The following is a 14,216-nucleotide window of genomic DNA, read 5'->3' as shown; positions in this document are numbered from 1 at the left end:
GGTGCACGAGTGCCGCGTCGGGTGTCTCAGCGGTGGGCGGCGCGGTTCATCTCGACGACGTCGTCGACGGTGGGGTTGGCCGGGAGGGCGGCGAAGCGTTCCGGGAGGCTGTCGCGGATGGCCGCGTCCTTGACGCGGTCGGCCGCGGCCAGGGCCGTCGGCAGCTCGTCGAGGGTCAGTTCGGTGCAGTAGGCGGGGCTGTTCGGCTGCTGGCGCCAGGAGTCGGCCAGCGTGCCGGCGTCGCAGGGGTCGAAGCCGGTGTCGTCCACCAGGCTCATGGCCACCTTCCGCGCCTCCTCGGAGTCGCCGGCGACGGGGATGGCGAGGCGGCCGGGCGTTCCGGCCGGGACACCCTTGGTGCGCTGCGTTTCTGCCAGGGCGGCGTTCCACGCCTTGACCACGGGGCGGCCGAGCTGCTCGGCGGTGTACACGCTCTCCACCTGGCCGTTGTCCACCGCCTCGATCGGCTCGCTGAGCATGCCGGGGTAGTAGTTCGAGGTGTCGATGACCACCGTCTCGTCGGGCGCCGACGCGAACAGGTCCGCCAGCTGCCCCGCCACCCCGAACGGGATCGACAGGACGATGACGTCCCTGCCCTGGACGGCGGCGTCGGAGAGCTCCACCGCGCGGGCCCCGGACTCCAGCACCTCCGCCCGGACGGCCTCGGGGCCGCGGGCGTCGGCCACCTGGACGTCGTGACCGGCCGTTCTGAGCTTGGCAGCGAGGTTCCCGCCGATGGCACCGGCGCCTATGACAGTAATTTTCATGATTTGTTCCTTCAGAGGTTGCGCTGCCCCTGAGGGCAGCGCGATGTGATGGCCGGGTCATGGTGCCGCCTGGCGTTGCGGGGGCCGGGGCGGGGTGCCCGGCGGTTTACGCCTGGGTGTCCTGTTGGCGGTAGCCGCTCGCGATGAGCGTGCGGAGCCGGTCGAGCGACTCCTTTTCGGCGCCGTTGCCTTTGATCCAGGCGATGGAGCAGGCGGCGAGGAATAGGTCGTACCCCCGCACCGACGCGCGCACGCACCCCGCGAGCTGTGCGGCTCGCACGTATTGATCGGTGGCGGTGATGAGGATGTGGCAGGGAATGGTGAGCGGGTTGTCCGGCTCCTGCGCCCGGGCCGCGGCCATGAGCGGGTCCGGCAGCCCGCTGAAGGCGCTGAAGTACTCCTCCATCGCCCGCAGCCACTGCTCCAGCGCCTCGGCCGGGTCGCCGAGCTGCTCGATGTCCGCCTGGCGGGCCACCAGCTCCTCGGAGCGTGTCTGCAGCACGGCCGCCAGCAGTGCCTCCCGGGTAGGGAAGTGCCGGTACAGGGTGCCGGGCCCGACGCCCGCCTCCTTGGCCACCGCCTCGAGAGAAGTGCCGACCCCGTGCTGCAGGAAGTGACGCTGCGCGGTCTCCAGGAGGGCAGCGCGGTTGCGCTGGACGTCCGCGCGGGGCCTGCGTCCCCGCTGTTCACCGGCGCTCATGCGCCCTCCTGACTCTCGTGATCCTGCGGCCGCATCAAAACGGATGCTGCCTCCGCACTTAGTCGAGAGTAAAACGGAGGCAGCGTCCGGTCAAACCGGCGGCCTGGGCGCGGAGTCCGGACATCGCAGGGGGCCAACATATTTGGCCGTAGATCGCAGGACAGAAGGGGTGCGGGCTGCACCGTTCCAGCGTGCCCTTGTCCGGCCCCTCCCGCGCCGAGCCCGGCCCGGTACCCGGTCCAGGACGTCAGGGGGTGAGCTGTTGGTGTCCGATGACGGAGAGCAGTTCGAGTTTGCTGTGGCTCTCGGTGCCGGGGCGGGTGGTCAGCACCACCAGGCTCTGGGCGCGGTTCTCGGTGTACAGGAGCTGAGCGTCGACGTCGATGCGGCCGAGTTCGGGATGCAGGATGGTCTTGCAGTCGTCGTAGCTCTGTGCGACCTCCTGAAGTTCCCACATGCGGACGAACTCGGGGCTGTGTTCCTGGAGGTCGGCGAGGATCCGGGCGGCTCGAGGGGTGTCGCTGCCGGCTGTCAGCGCGGCCCGCAGACGTGCCGCCTGGGCACGGCCGTGGCTTTCGTGGGTCTCCTCGGGAACCATCAAACGTTCGGCCGGATCCATGAACCAGCGGTAGTACCCGCTGCGGGCCAGACCGGTGTGGCGGGTCTGGTCGCCGAGCAGCGCCACGGCCAAGGGGTTCATCGCGAGGGTGTCGAACAGATCGGTCTGCACCATGGCAGGGGAGTCGTCCAGGCGGTCCAGGACCCGCAGCAGCGTCGGGCTGACATGTTCGGAGCGGTGGCAGCGGGCCGGAGCGTTGTGGCCGATGAGGACGAAGAGATGATCGCGCTCGTCCAGGGACAGCCGCAGCGCCCGGGCCAGCGCCGTGGTGATCTGGACGGAGGGCTGCGGAGCACGCTGCTGTTCCAGCCGGGCGTAGTAGTCGGTGGACATGCCGGCGAGCTGCGCGACCTCCTCGCGGCGCAGTCCCTGGGTACGCCTGCGCGGCCCCTCGACCAGTCCGACGTCGCGGGGCCGCAGCGTCTCACGTCGGTGGCGCAGGAATTCCGCCAGTTCCTTCTTGTCCATGCCGTCCATCCTCGCCGTATCCCGCCCGGCTATCCAGAGACCACTGATCCATGGCTGAGCCCTCCTCTCCCACCCGCGCCAAGCCGCCCCTGAGTGAGGCCGATGCCGAGGCCGCTCGCGGCAGGAAGACCCGATGGGCCCTTGACCTGCATGACCCGCTGGGAAATGCGCTGGCCGTCGACGGCACGCCGCAGGCCACCGGGTATGGAAGGCGGCGTGCGGCGACGGTCCCCCGTCGACGGCGCCCGACGCTTTGGGAACGTCCCCGGGCCTCGCGGCCGGGCTGGCGGACGACGATGTGCGCAGTGTCGGCCAGGCGCTCGCCTTCCCGACGGCACTCAGGACGCAGCGGGGCGCCTCCCGTGCGACGAGCGTGGCGACGCCGAAGACGCTTCCTCACCGTTCCGCGCGTCCGGTGAGTCCCTCCCCGAGGCGTTCCAGCTCGCGTTCGTCCATGATGTGGCCCAACAGGACCTTCCCGCTTGCTGCTGTTCCGCGTACGCCACTACAGGTCGGTCAGCTGCCGGCGATCATGGCGAGGACATCGTCGTAGGAGCCGGCGGCCACCGCGTCGCGGATGAACCTCGCGCGCTCGACAATAATCTCCTTCGCGTCGGGCTTCTCGCGCAGCAGGTCGAGAGCCTCGGTGAGGAAGTCGTCCAACGGCATGGAGTGTTCGTTGTCCTGCTGGCCCATCAGGGTCGTGCGCACCCCGGGCGGGACCACCTCGATCACCTGGACGCCGGAGTCAGCACCGGCGAGCTGGATGCGCAGGCTCTCGGAGAAGGAGTGCAGCGCGGCCTTGGTCGCGCTGTAGGTCGGGGTGCTCGCATACGGTACGAACGCCAGCGCGGAGGTGACGTTCATGACGACCGCGTCGTCCTTGCCCGCCAGCAGCGGCAGGAAGGCGTACGTCATCCGGATCGTGCCGAGCAGATTGGTCGCGACGTGGTCCTCGGCGACCGTGAGTTCGGCCGGGTCGAGGATGTTCTCCCGCAGCATGATGCCGGCGTTGTTGACCAGGACGTTCAGATCCGGGTGGCTCGCCGCCACGGTCTCACGGGCCCGGGCGATCGAGTCGGGGTCGGCGACGTCGAGAACGAGCGCGTCGATGCCCGGGTGCTCGGCCGTGATCTCGTCGAGGAGTTCCTTGCGCCGGCCGGCGACGATCACCTTGTTGCCGGCCTCGTGCAGACGCAGGGCCAGGCCGAGCCCGATGCCCGAGGTGCCGCCGGTGATCAGGATCGTGTTGCCGGTGATCTTCATGGGGGTCCTGCTCCTTCGGTACGGCGGGCCGGTGAGCGCCCGCAGCCTCGACGGTAGGGGCGCCCGCGCAGGGGCGGGAGAGGACGGTTTATCCATGGATCGGCGGTCTCTGCCTGGTGGAGTGGCCCCACCCAGTGGATCCGGTGTCGCTTCGGCGTCGCGTCAATCGAGGTTGGCCCTGGACGTGCCCACACTGACTTCCCCTTCTGACACCGGGAACTGAACAGTCCAGCCGCTCTGGGGCCCAAGCCCGTCGGATAGCCGCACACGCCACATCCGCCAGGCCGATCCGGCTGACCAGCGGGCGCCTTCGTGGATGTGGGGTGCCTGGTCAGAGACGATCCGCAAGGTGCGCCCCTTCCCCTGCTTTACCTCAGCGCTGAGACCTGGTCCCTGGGCGAACGCGCAGCCATGGAAGGAGGCTCGGATGTGCCCTGCATTGGGCCCAGGCACTCCGTCGAGAATCTCAGGGAAGGCGGCTGGCGAGGCGAGGACGGTGACTGGACCGCCCAGCGCCTCCATCGTGGCCGTCAGCTGAAAGACCGCGTTCCTGCCGCGGGACTTCGAGCCGGATGATCATCGAGAAGGAGACGCTGGGCGTGCTCACGGGAAGGACCCTCGGGCCCTCATCTGTGCTGGCGCACGGCGGCCTGGAGGATGCCGCCGGTGGGTGAGATATATGCCGTCGAGGTGTGACTGCGCTCGACGGGCACGGCTACTTGCCCGCGCCGACCTTGGCGGTGTCCAAGTCGGCCTGCGGCGGCGTGGTGGTGCGAGAGTGCAGGACCTTGCGGGCCTGTTCGGTGTCGAAGTCGTTCTCCCACTTGCCGATCACGATGGTGGCGACGGCGTTGCCGAGGACGTTGATGAACACGCGGCCCTCGTTGAGGATGCGGTCGATGCCGACGATCAGGGAGAGGGCGGCGAGCGGGATGTGGCCGACCGCGGTGACGGTGCTGGCGAGGACGATGAACGCGCCGCCCGCGATCCCGGCGGTGCCCTTGCTGGTGAGCATCATGACGCCGACCATGATCAGCTGCTGCTGCCAGGACAGGTCGATGCCCATGGCCTGGGCCAGGAAGAGGGAGGCCATCGTGAGGTAGACCGCGGAGCCGTCCAGGTTGAAGGAGAACCCGGAGGGGATGACGATGCCGACCACGGGCCGGCCGACGCCGAGGATCTCCAGTTTGCGTACCAGCTGGGGCAGGACGGCCTCGCTGGAACAGGTGCTGAGGGCGACGAGCAGTTCGGCCTTGAGGAAGCGCATGAGGCCGAACAGGCTCAGGCGGCAGGCCCGCATGATGGCGCCGAGGACGACCAGGACGTAGATGATGCAGGTCGCGGTGAACAGGATGATGAGGAAGCCAAGCTGTTTGAGGCTCTCGGCGCCGTAGGTGGCGACCACGGTGGCCAGGGCTCCGAAGGTGCCCAAGGGCGCGAGCCGCATCACCCAGCCCACGATGCGGAAGACGACGTCCGAGAGCGCCTTGATGCCGCCGGTCAGCGGTGCCCCTTCCTCGCCGGCCATGTTCAGGGCCACACCGAAGACGATCGAGACCATCAGCGCGGACAGGATCGCGTCCCCGGTGATCGCGCCCAGCAGGGAGGCGGGGATGAGGGAGGAGACGAAGCCGGTGAAGGTGGCGTGCTCGGCGGCGGTCTTGGGGACGTCGTCGGCGTTCAGTGACGAGGGGTCGACGTGCAGGCCGGAGCCGGGCTGGAAGATGTTGGCGACGACCAGCCCGATCAGCATGGACGCCAGGGACAGCACCAGGAAGTAGCCGATCGCCTTCACACCGATCCGGCCGGCCTTGCGCAGGTTGTCCATGGAGGCGATGCCGGTCGTGACCACGCAGAAGACGACCGGGATCACGATCATCTTGACCAGCGCGATGAACCAGTCGTTGAGCGGCTTCAGGTCCTCACCCAGCCCGGGCGCAAGGATGCCGACGGCGATGCCGAGGACGGCGGCCAGTACGACCTGGAACCACAGCTCATGTATGAGACGGCTCAGCCGTGACCGCTGCGGGCGGCCGGCGGTGTGGGTGCTTGTCATCGTTGGTGCTCCCTTGCACGACGATCGTGTGTAGCCCTGTCCCGTGGGGGGTCGCGAGGGACGCGACGCGGCTCGCGCGCCCCCGATCTCGTGTGTGGCGCCCCTATCCGGCTCTATCCGGCGGCGCCGGCCGACGGCGCCCGCCCGGTGGCGGGCGCGTCCGCGGTGGGGTGGCGGTCAGCTGTGCAGGGCGCGCAGCACCTTGTGGAAGGCGGCCTTGCTCTCGAAGCCGATGCCGGGGGTCTCGGTCAGGCCGACACGACTCTTCTCGACGACGGCGTCGTCGGCGAAGCCGCCGGTGGGCTGGAACTCGCCCGGGTAGGACTCGTTGCCGCCGAGCTTGAGGGCGGCTGCGATGTGCAGGGAGAACTGGTGCCCGCCGTGCGGGATGCAGCGCCTCGATGACCAGCCGTGCTGACGGAGCATGTCCTGGATGCGCAGGTACTCCACCAGACCGTAGGAGAGCGCGGGGTCGACCTGGATGGTGTCGCGGTCGGGGCGCAGGCCGCCGTAGCGGATCAGGTTGCGGGCGTCCTGCAGGGAGAAGAGGTTCTCACCTGTCGCGATGGAGCCGGTGTAGTGCTCAGCGACGGTGGCGTTGAGGTGGTAGTCGAGCGGGTCGCCGATCTCCTCGTACCAGAACAGCCCGTAGGGCTCGATGGCCCGCCCGTACTCCAGGGCCGTGTTGAGGTCGAAGCGGCCGTTGACGTCGACGGCCAGCCGGGAGCCGTCGCCGTCCAGGACGTCGATGACGGCCTCGATACGGCGCAGGTCCTCCGCCAGGTCGGCGCCGCCGATCTTCATCTTGACGACGTCGTAGCCCAGGTCGAGGAAGCCGCGCATCTCGTCCTGAAGGTCGGTGAGGGTCTTGCCAGGGGCGTAGTAGCCGCCGGCGGCGTAGACGAAGACGGAGTCGTCGGGCTGCCCGTCGCCGTAGCGCTCGGACAGATACCGGTACAGCGGCTTGCCCTCGATCTTGGAGGCCAGATCGAACAGGGCCATGTCCACCACACCGACCGCGACCGAACGCTCACCGTGCCCGCCGGGCTTCTCGTTGTTCATCATCACGTCCCACGCCTTGGCGTGGTCCAGGTCGCCCCGCTCGTCGAGCAGGCTGCCGGGCTCGGCCTCCAGGAGGCGGGGGAGGACCCGGCGGCGCAGGATCTCTCCGGCGCTGTAGCGGCCGTTGGAGTTGAAGCCGTAGCCCACCACGGGCTTGCCGTCGACGATGACGTCGCTCTCGATCGCCACGATCGAACAGTCCATGGAGCTGAAGTCGATCCAGGCGTTGCGGATGGAGGAGCTGATCGGAACGACGCCCTCGTAGACGTTGGTGATCTTCACTGCGAACCTCTCTAATATCTTATAAGATACGACGCCTGTTAGACTGAGCTGGTCCGATGCGGGATGTCAAGGGGTGGGAAACCTTCGGAAGGGAACGGTCAGGGGGCTATGGCAGGGCAGAACCTGTTCTTCAGCAAGAGCGACCTCGCCTACGCGGAACTCCGCGATCAGATCCTCTCCGGCACTCTCCCTGCCGGTTCACGGCTGGCCCAGTACGACCTCGCCGAGTCCCTCAACATGAGCATCACGCCCCTGCGCGAGGCCATCCGCCGCCTCAGCAGCGAGGGACTCGTCACCGTCGAGACCCACCGCGACGTCCGGGTCTCCGTCATGAACTCGAACGAAGCCCGCCAGCTCTTCGAGGTACGTCTGTCCCTGGACCCGACCGCCGCCGAACTTGCCGCCCAGCGACGGACCGACGACGACATCGCCACCATGCAGGCCGCCGTCAACAAGCTCCTCCCCGTCACCCGCCAATGGGGGGAGGAGGCACTCACGGCCCACCGCGCGTTCCACCAGGCGCTATACCGGGCCTCCCACAACGACGTACTCATCCGTCTCCTGGACGACCTGTGGGACAAGTCCGATCGCTACCGGCGCCTCGGCCTCGAACTCCCTCCCGGTGACGAACCACGTACCAGGGACCTACAGGAACACCACCAACTTGTCTCCCTCATCGTGGACGGCCGTGCCGCCGAAGCCGCCCAGCTGATGCGAGGCCACGTCACACACAGCCTCACCGCCACCGCCATCAGCGCCCTCGAAGACCGCGAGGGCATTCGCGTGACGTGACGCGCGGCGACCGGCGCCGTCGTGATCATGGCTGTCGCTGACGAGATGGGCCTTCGTACTCAGGCCGCCGCGGGAACGTCCGAGCGGTTGGTCATCAGGCTCAGCCCGAAATGGCGCCCCTTTTTCCTGGCCCCGGCGGCGTGCTGGTGAGCCCGGCAGATGTCGTCAGCACCATCGGCCGCTGCCAGGAGCGCAGCGTTCATTCCAGACCGCTCACAAACGGCTGCTCAGGTGGGCTGTGGACGGCAAGGCGAGCCGGTGCGGTACTTCCACGCGATGGCCTCCAGGTTCGACGATGGCCGGCCCATCGCCGACCACGGACCGGATCGGCCGGCATCAACGGTTCGATCCGGTCCCACATCGCATCAGTGATCACCCACCGGACAGACACATCCGATCAACCGACGAGCAGATCAAAGAGACACGCTAGTCACCGGCCTCGGGGAGGTCTTCTGACCGCTTGGTCCTACTGGCCCTGCACCTCAACCGCGCGTCGGAAACCGCCGAGACCGACACCGCGAACGCCGAACAGGACCTTCGCGGGCTTGACAGCCAATCGAACGAGCGCCGTGACGCCCCATCAGAAGCAGCGTCGAACGAGCGTCAAGACATGTCCCCCACCGCCCCTCACGAAGACGGGGCAGAACGCTCATCGCCCGCACCCCGCTGTTCGAAGCAGCAGGTGAGGCATGTGACACGAGCCTGCGACGCACTCCACGCGATGGACTGAGGGAAATAGGTCGGGCACACCTCGACGCACCTGAGCAGTCCACGAAAACCGCAGGTCAGAGCGCCTTTGAAGCCGGTTCGAGAATCGCCACACACTCCACATGCGAGGTCATCGGGAACAGGTCGAACGCCCGCAGCATCCGCACCTTGTAGCCCCCGTCGCGGAAGTACGCCAGGTCGCGGGCGAGGGCCGCCGGGTCGCAGGCCACGTACGCGATCTTGCGCGGCTTCAGGGACGCCAGGTGCTCGACCGTCTTCTTGCCCGCTCCCGCGCGCGGCGGGTCCAGGACGACGAGGTCGACCTCGGTGATCCCGGTGCGCGGGAGTACGGCCTCGACCTTGCCCTGCTCGATCCGCACCCGCTCGAAGCCGGCGAGGTTGTGCCGGGCGTCCTCGACGGCGCGCTTGCCGGACTCGATGCCGAGGACCGCTCCCTTGTCGCCGAGGCGGTCGGCGAGGGCGCCCGCGAAGAGGCCGACGCCGCAGTACAGGTCGAGCGCCATGTCGCCCTTGCGCGGCAGCAGGCCCTGCATGACCGCCTTGACGAGGGTGTCGGCGGCCTGCGGGTGGACCTGCCAGAAGCCGCCGCTGCCGACGCGGTGCGTCCGGCCGTCGGCCCGCTCGCGGACGAACCCCCGGCCGTGGACGCGGTGGATACCGCCGTCGTGCTCCTCGACGCGCATGACGGACACGGGCCTGTCGAGTTCGACGAGGGGCAGGCGGGCACCGGGGCGGGGCTCGAGGATGACCATGCGGTCCTGGGAACCAGTCGCGGCGATCGCCTCGACGGACTCCATGCCGGACCAGTCGCGGTCCTCGATGCCCAGCTCGCTGACGCCCGGCGCCGCGATCATGCAGTGCTCGATCGGCTCGACCTCGTGCGAGCGGTGGCGTCGCAGGCCGGCGTTGCCGTCGGCGTCCACCGCGTACTGGACACGGGTGCGCCATGCGGGCACCTGGCCGGGCGGCAGCTTGTCGCCCTCGGCCGGCATCACGGTGCCGTCCCAGCCGGCCTCCTCGGGCGTGAGGCCCGCGAGCCGCAGCAGCTGCTCGGCGATCACCTCGCCCTTGAGGCGGCGCTGGGCGCCCGGCTTGGCGTGCTGCCAGTCGCAGCCGCCGCAGCGGCCGGGGCCGGCGTACGGACAGGGTGCCTCGACCCGGTCCTTGGACGCCTCGAGCACCTGCACCGCGTCCGCGCGCAGGTACCGGGCCCCTTCCTCGCCCTCGGTCACCCGGGCCACGACCCGCTCGCCGGGCAGCGTGTGCCGGACGAACAGCACCTGGCCGGCTTCCGTTCGGGCGATGCAGTGGCCGCCGTGGGCGACGGGGCCGATCTCGACCTCGTATTCCTGCCCCACGAGCGACACCGCCTGCGACTTCTTCGGTTCTGCCTGCATGGCGGGGTGACTCCACAACGTCGAACGAGGAACGGCCGGACAACAGCCCACCAGTCTACGTGGCTGTCGTCCGGCCGTTCACCACGCGCCGGGACGAGGGGCGAGGGTCGAGCGCCCGCCCGGCGCGAGGGTCAGTTCTTCGCGTCCGGCTTCGAGGACCCCGGAGCGCTGCCGGGAGCACTGCCCGGGGCGCTGCCGGAACCGGTGCCCGACGGCTCCTTCGGGCGTCCCTCCTGCAGGGGACCGCGTCGCACCGCGCCCGGGGCGTTCCACTCCGAGCGCCTGCGGGCCCGCTTCTTGGCCACCTCGGAGGACTGGAGCTGGTACGGGACGGATGTGACCATGACGCCCGGTGTGAACAGCAGCCGGCCCTTGAGCCGGAGCGCGCTCTGGTTGTGCAGCAGGTGCTCGTACCAGTGGCCGACCACGTACTCCGGGATGATCACCGACACCGCGTCGCGCGGCGACTCCTGGCGCAGGCTCTTGACGTACTCGATGACCGGCCGGGTGACCTCGCGGTAGGGCGAGTCCAGGACCTTCAGCGGTACGTCGATCCCGCGCCGTTCCCACTCGTCGCGCAGCGTCTTCGTCTCGGCCGGGTCGACGTTGACGGTGAGCGCCTCGAGGGTGTCGGAGCGCATCAGCTTGGCGTAGGCGAGGGCACGCAGCGTCGGGCGGTGGATCTTGGAGATCAGCAGCACCGAGTGGACCCTCGAGGGCCGGACGGTGTCGTCGCTGGGGCCCTCGGGAGCGGCGATCTCCGCGGAGACGCCGTCGTAGTGGCGGCGGATCGCGGTCATCGTCCCGTAGAAGATCACCATGCCGAGCAGGGCGACCCAGGCGCCGTGCGTGAACTTGGTGACCAGGACGACGACCAGGACCAGGCCGGTGAAGAAGGCGCCGAAGGTGTTGATCGCGCGGGAGCGGACCATGTGGCGGCGCTTGAGCTGGTCGGTCTCGGTCGCCAGGAGGCGGTTCCAGTGCCGGACCATGCCGATCTGGCTGAGCGTGAAGGACACGAACACGCCGACGATGTACAGCTGGATCAGGCGGGTGGAGTCGGCGCCGTAGATGACGACGAGCAGGGTGGCCGCGCCGGCGAGCAGCACGATGCCGTTGGAGAAGGCGAGGCGGTCGCCGCGGGTGTGCAGCTGGCGGGGCAGGTAGCGGTCCTGGGCGAGGATCGAGCCGAGCACCGGGAAGCCGTTGTAGGCGGTGTTCGCCGCCAGGAACAGCACCAGGGCGGTGGCCGCGGCGAGTACGAGGAAGAGGAAGCTGCCCTTGCCGAAGACGGCCTCGGCGACCTGGGTGATCACCGGGTTCTGGACGTAGTCGGCGCCGACCGCGACCCCGTTGTGCAGCAGGTCGACGGCCGGGTTCTCGGCCATCCGGACGTCGGTGACCAGCGCCAGGACGATGATGCCGCAGAACATGGTGACGGCCAGCAGGCCCATCGCGGCGAGGGTGCTCGCCGCGTTCTTCGACTTGGGCTTGCGGAAGGCGGGGACGCCGTTGGAGATCGCCTCGACGCCGGTGAGCGCGGCACAGCCGGAGGAGAAGGCGCGCAGCAGCAGGAAGACCAGGGCGAACCCGGCCAGGCCCTGGTGCTCGGCCTTGATCGTGTACTCGGCCGTCGGCGCCCGCATGGTGTCGTCGAGGACCAGTCCGCGGAAGGCGCCCCAGGCGATCATGATGAAGACGCCCGCGACGAAGACGTAGGTCGGGATCGCGAAGAGCTTGCCGGACTCCTTGACGCCGCGCAGGTTCATCAGCGTCAGCAGCACGATCACGGCGACCGCGCAGGCCACCTTGTGCTCGACCACGAACGGGATGGCGGAGCCGAGGTTCTCGATGCCGGAGGCGATGGAGACGGCGACGGTCAGGACGTAGTCGACGAGCAGCGCGCTCGCGACGGTCAGGCCGGCCTTGGGGCCGAGGTTGGTGGTGGCCACCTCGTAGTCGCCACCGCCACTGGGGTACGCGTGGACGTTCTGCCGGTAGGAGGCGACCACCGTGAACATCAGCACGACGACCGCGAGGGCGATCCAGGGGCTGAAGTGGTAGGCCGACACGCCCGCGATGGACAGGACCAGCAGTACCTCCCCGGGCGCGTAGGCCACGGAGGACAGCGGGTCGGAAGCGAAGACGGGCAGGGCGATGCGCTTCGGCAGGAGCGTTTCTCCGAGCCGATCACTGCGCAGTGCGCGCCCGATCAGAATCCGTTTGGGCACGTCGGTCAGTTTGGACACAACAGAGGATCGTAGGCCTTCGAACACGGGACCGCCCACCCTCCCCCGGCCTCAGTCGGGTGATGGCGTGCCGCGTCTGCCTCCCGGGTGAAATCGGCCATGCCCGCGCTGCGGATTCTGCGACCGTGCCGATCCCCATGCCTATATGACAATCCCCGCCCGCTGCCGCCCCCTTGGAGGGTCCATGCACACGACCGCGGAGATCATCGGCGCCGTCGGCACCCTCGTCGGCCTCGGAATCCTTACCTTCCTCAGTCTCTGGAGCATCAGCCGCCGATGATCGCGCAAAGCGTGCACGGGGGTGCCCTGCGCCGACCGCACGTGTGTAGCTTGGTCGACGGTCTGAGACCCTGTTCAAAGCCAGGCCAGAATTTTTATTGACTTCTTGACTTCTTGACCTCGGAAGGACGGTCGTGCACATCGTCATCATGGGTTGCGGCAGGGTGGGTTCCGCCCTCGCGCAGACCCTGGAGCAACAGGGGCACACGGTCGCCGTGATCGACCAGGACCCCACCGCCTTCCGACGGCTGGGCTCGGGTTTCGGTGGCCGGCGGGTCACCGGAGTCGGCTTCGACCAGGACACTCTGCGCGAGGCCGGCATCGAGGAGGCCGGCGCCTTCGCCGCCGTGTCCAGCGGCGACAACTCCAACATCATCGCCGCCCGGGTGGCCCGTGAGATGTTCGGCATCGAGAACGTCGCCGCCCGCATCTACGACCCGCGGCGCGCCGAGGTCTACCAGCGCCTGGGCATCCCCACCGTCGCCACCGTCCGCTGGACGGCCGACCAGATGCTGCGCCGGCTGCTCCCTTCGGGCGCCGAGCCGCTGTGGCGCGACCCCACCGGGGGCGTCGAGCTCGCCGAGGTGCACGCCGCCCCGTCCTGGGTCGGCCACAAGATCAGCAGGCTTCAGGAGGAGACGGGCGTCCGCGTGGCGTTCCTCACCCGCCTCGGCGAGGCGATCCTGCCCACCTCCCAGACGGTGCTCCAGGAAGGCGACCTGGTGCACGTGATGCTGCGGAGCGACGAGGTCGAGAAGGTCGAGGCCTCGTTCGCCGAGGGTCCCAAGGAGGACGGTCACTGATGAGGGTCGCCATTGCCGGAGCCGGCGCCGTCGGCCGCTCGATCGCCGGCGAACTGCTGGAGAACGGCCACGAGGTCCTGCTCGTGGACAAGGCGCCGACCGCCATCTCGGTCGAGCGCGTCCCGCAGGCGGAGTGGCTGCTGGCCGACGCCTGTGAGATCACCTCCCTCGACGAGGCGGCCCTCCAGCGTTGCAACGTCGTCATCGCCGCGACCGGCGACGACAAGGTCAACCTGGTCGTGTCGTTGCTGGCCAAGACGGAGTACGGCGTCCCGCGCGTCGTCGCCCGGGTGAACAACCCGAAGAACGAGTGGCTCTTCAACGAGTCCTGGGGCGTGGACGTGGCCGTCTCCACCCCGCGTCTGATGTCGGCCCTGGTCGAGGAGGCGGTCAGCGTCGGCGACCTGGTCCGCCTGCTCCGCTTCAGCCACGGCGACGCCAACCTCGTCGAACTGACCCTCCCCGAGGAGTCGGCCCTGGCCGGCACCCAGGTCGGCGACGTGGAATGGCCGGAGGACACCTCGCTGGTCACCATCATCCGCGGCACCCGGGTCCTGACCCCGACCCGCGAGGACTCCCTCGAGGCGGGCGACGAACTGCTCTTCGTGGCCGCCCAGGCCCGGGAGGAACAGCTGGAGGACCTGCTGTCGGTCCGCAAGGACGACACCGGCAGCTGACCTTCGGTCCGAGAGACACGCCGATGGGGGCGCCCGGAGATCTCCGGGCGCCCCCATCGCAGTGTCTGCG

11 protein-coding genes and 1 pseudogene are annotated in these 14,216 nt (G+C 69.1%); 3 read left to right on the top strand and 9 right to left on the bottom strand.

Features of this window, described 5'->3' with window-relative positions:
* Window positions 1-26 precede the first annotated feature (26 nt).
* From ACIRPU_RS09465 to ACIRPU_RS09440, 6 genes are all read right to left on the bottom strand, one after another.
* Window positions 27-767 (bottom strand): NADPH-dependent F420 reductase, encoded by a 741-nt coding sequence (locus ACIRPU_RS09465; RefSeq protein ID WP_403863936.1) that lies wholly within the window; start codon window positions 765-767, stop codon window positions 27-29.
* Between the two features lie 106 nt (window positions 768-873).
* Complete coding sequence (locus ACIRPU_RS09460; protein WP_403863933.1) at window positions 874-1,467, bottom strand: TetR/AcrR family transcriptional regulator; 594 nt, start codon at window positions 1,465-1,467, stop codon at window positions 874-876.
* A gap of 247 nt (window positions 1,468-1,714) precedes the next feature.
* On the bottom strand, window positions 1,715-2,554 hold the full coding sequence (locus ACIRPU_RS09455; RefSeq protein WP_403863931.1) for a helix-turn-helix transcriptional regulator: 840 nt from the start codon (window positions 2,552-2,554) through the stop codon (window positions 1,715-1,717).
* Window positions 2,555-3,070: 516 nt separating this feature from the next.
* Window positions 3,071-3,820, bottom strand: coding sequence for an SDR family oxidoreductase (locus ACIRPU_RS09450; protein WP_403863928.1), 750 nt, complete (start codon window positions 3,818-3,820; stop codon window positions 3,071-3,073).
* Window positions 3,821-4,535: 715 nt separating this feature from the next.
* Entirely contained in the window at window positions 4,536-5,876 is a 1,341-nt protein-coding gene (locus tag ACIRPU_RS09445) for a cation:dicarboxylate symporter family transporter (RefSeq protein ID WP_403863925.1), read from the bottom strand.
* Window positions 5,877-6,053: 177 nt separating this feature from the next.
* Complete coding sequence (locus ACIRPU_RS09440; RefSeq protein ID WP_403863922.1) at window positions 6,054-7,220, bottom strand: mandelate racemase/muconate lactonizing enzyme family protein; 1,167 nt, start codon at window positions 7,218-7,220, stop codon at window positions 6,054-6,056.
* Between the two features lie 108 nt (window positions 7,221-7,328).
* Here ACIRPU_RS09440 and ACIRPU_RS09435 point away from each other — a divergent pair, with 108 nt between their 5' ends.
* Entirely contained in the window at window positions 7,329-8,012 is a 684-nt protein-coding gene (locus ACIRPU_RS09435) for a GntR family transcriptional regulator (RefSeq protein ID WP_403863919.1), read from the top strand.
* Window positions 8,013-8,039: 27 nt separating this feature from the next.
* Here ACIRPU_RS09435 and ACIRPU_RS09430 read toward each other — a convergent pair.
* The 3 genes and pseudogenes from ACIRPU_RS09430 to ACIRPU_RS09420 all read right to left on the bottom strand — a co-directional run.
* Window positions 8,040-8,138: pseudogene (locus tag ACIRPU_RS09430) on the bottom strand (IS5/IS1182 family transposase); the annotation flags it as partial.
* A 659-nt stretch (window positions 8,139-8,797) separates the two neighbouring features.
* Window positions 8,798-10,138 carry a class I SAM-dependent RNA methyltransferase gene (locus ACIRPU_RS09425; protein WP_403863916.1) on the bottom strand — a complete coding sequence of 447 codons (1,341 nt, stop codon included), beginning with the start codon at window positions 10,136-10,138 and terminating at the stop codon, window positions 8,798-8,800.
* Window positions 10,139-10,269: 131 nt separating this feature from the next.
* Entirely contained in the window at window positions 10,270-12,387 is a 2,118-nt protein-coding gene (locus tag ACIRPU_RS09420; protein ID WP_403863912.1) for an APC family permease, read from the bottom strand.
* Window positions 12,388-12,800: 413 nt separating this feature from the next.
* Here ACIRPU_RS09420 and ACIRPU_RS09415 point away from each other — a divergent pair, with 413 nt between their 5' ends.
* Both ACIRPU_RS09415 and ACIRPU_RS09410 read left to right on the top strand, forming a co-directional pair.
* Complete coding sequence (locus ACIRPU_RS09415) at window positions 12,801-13,469, top strand: TrkA family potassium uptake protein (protein ID WP_314224645.1); 669 nt, start codon at window positions 12,801-12,803, stop codon at window positions 13,467-13,469.
* Window positions 13,469-14,146 carry a potassium channel family protein gene (locus tag ACIRPU_RS09410; RefSeq protein WP_389499299.1) on the top strand — a complete coding sequence of 226 codons (678 nt, stop codon included), beginning with the start codon at window positions 13,469-13,471 and terminating at the stop codon, window positions 14,144-14,146. The genes ACIRPU_RS09415 and ACIRPU_RS09410 overlap by 1 nt, the downstream gene beginning before the upstream one ends.
* Window positions 14,147-14,216 lie beyond the last annotated feature (70 nt).

This window comes from Streptomyces sp. NPDC102259 (genome assembly GCF_044766465.1).
Classification (GTDB): domain Bacteria; phylum Actinomycetota; class Actinomycetes; order Streptomycetales; family Streptomycetaceae; genus Streptomyces.
This window is presented reverse-complemented; position numbering and strand designations above follow the sequence as displayed.

Bases quoted from the DNA above. Each gene is read 5' to 3' on its own strand.
- ACIRPU_RS09410 (WP_389499299.1), top strand. From the start codon at position 13,469: ATGAGGGTCGCCATTGCCGGAGCCGGCGCCGTCGGCCGCTCGATCGCC.
- ACIRPU_RS09445 (WP_403863925.1), bottom strand. From the start codon at position 5,876: ATGACAAGCACCCACACCGCCGGCCGCCCGCAGCGGTCACGGCTGAGC.
- ACIRPU_RS09465 (WP_403863936.1), bottom strand. From the start codon at position 767: ATGAAAATTACTGTCATAGGCGCCGGTGCCATCGGCGGGAACCTCGCT.
- ACIRPU_RS09425 (WP_403863916.1), bottom strand. From the start codon at position 10,138: ATGCAGGCAGAACCGAAGAAGTCGCAGGCGGTGTCGCTCGTGGGGCAG.
- ACIRPU_RS09460 (WP_403863933.1), bottom strand. From the start codon at position 1,467: ATGAGCGCCGGTGAACAGCGGGGACGCAGGCCCCGCGCGGACGTCCAG.
- ACIRPU_RS09435 (WP_403863919.1), top strand. From the start codon at position 7,329: ATGGCAGGGCAGAACCTGTTCTTCAGCAAGAGCGACCTCGCCTACGCG.
- ACIRPU_RS09455 (WP_403863931.1), bottom strand. From the start codon at position 2,554: ATGGACAAGAAGGAACTGGCGGAATTCCTGCGCCACCGACGTGAGACG.
- ACIRPU_RS09450 (WP_403863928.1), bottom strand. From the start codon at position 3,820: ATGAAGATCACCGGCAACACGATCCTGATCACCGGCGGCACCTCGGGC.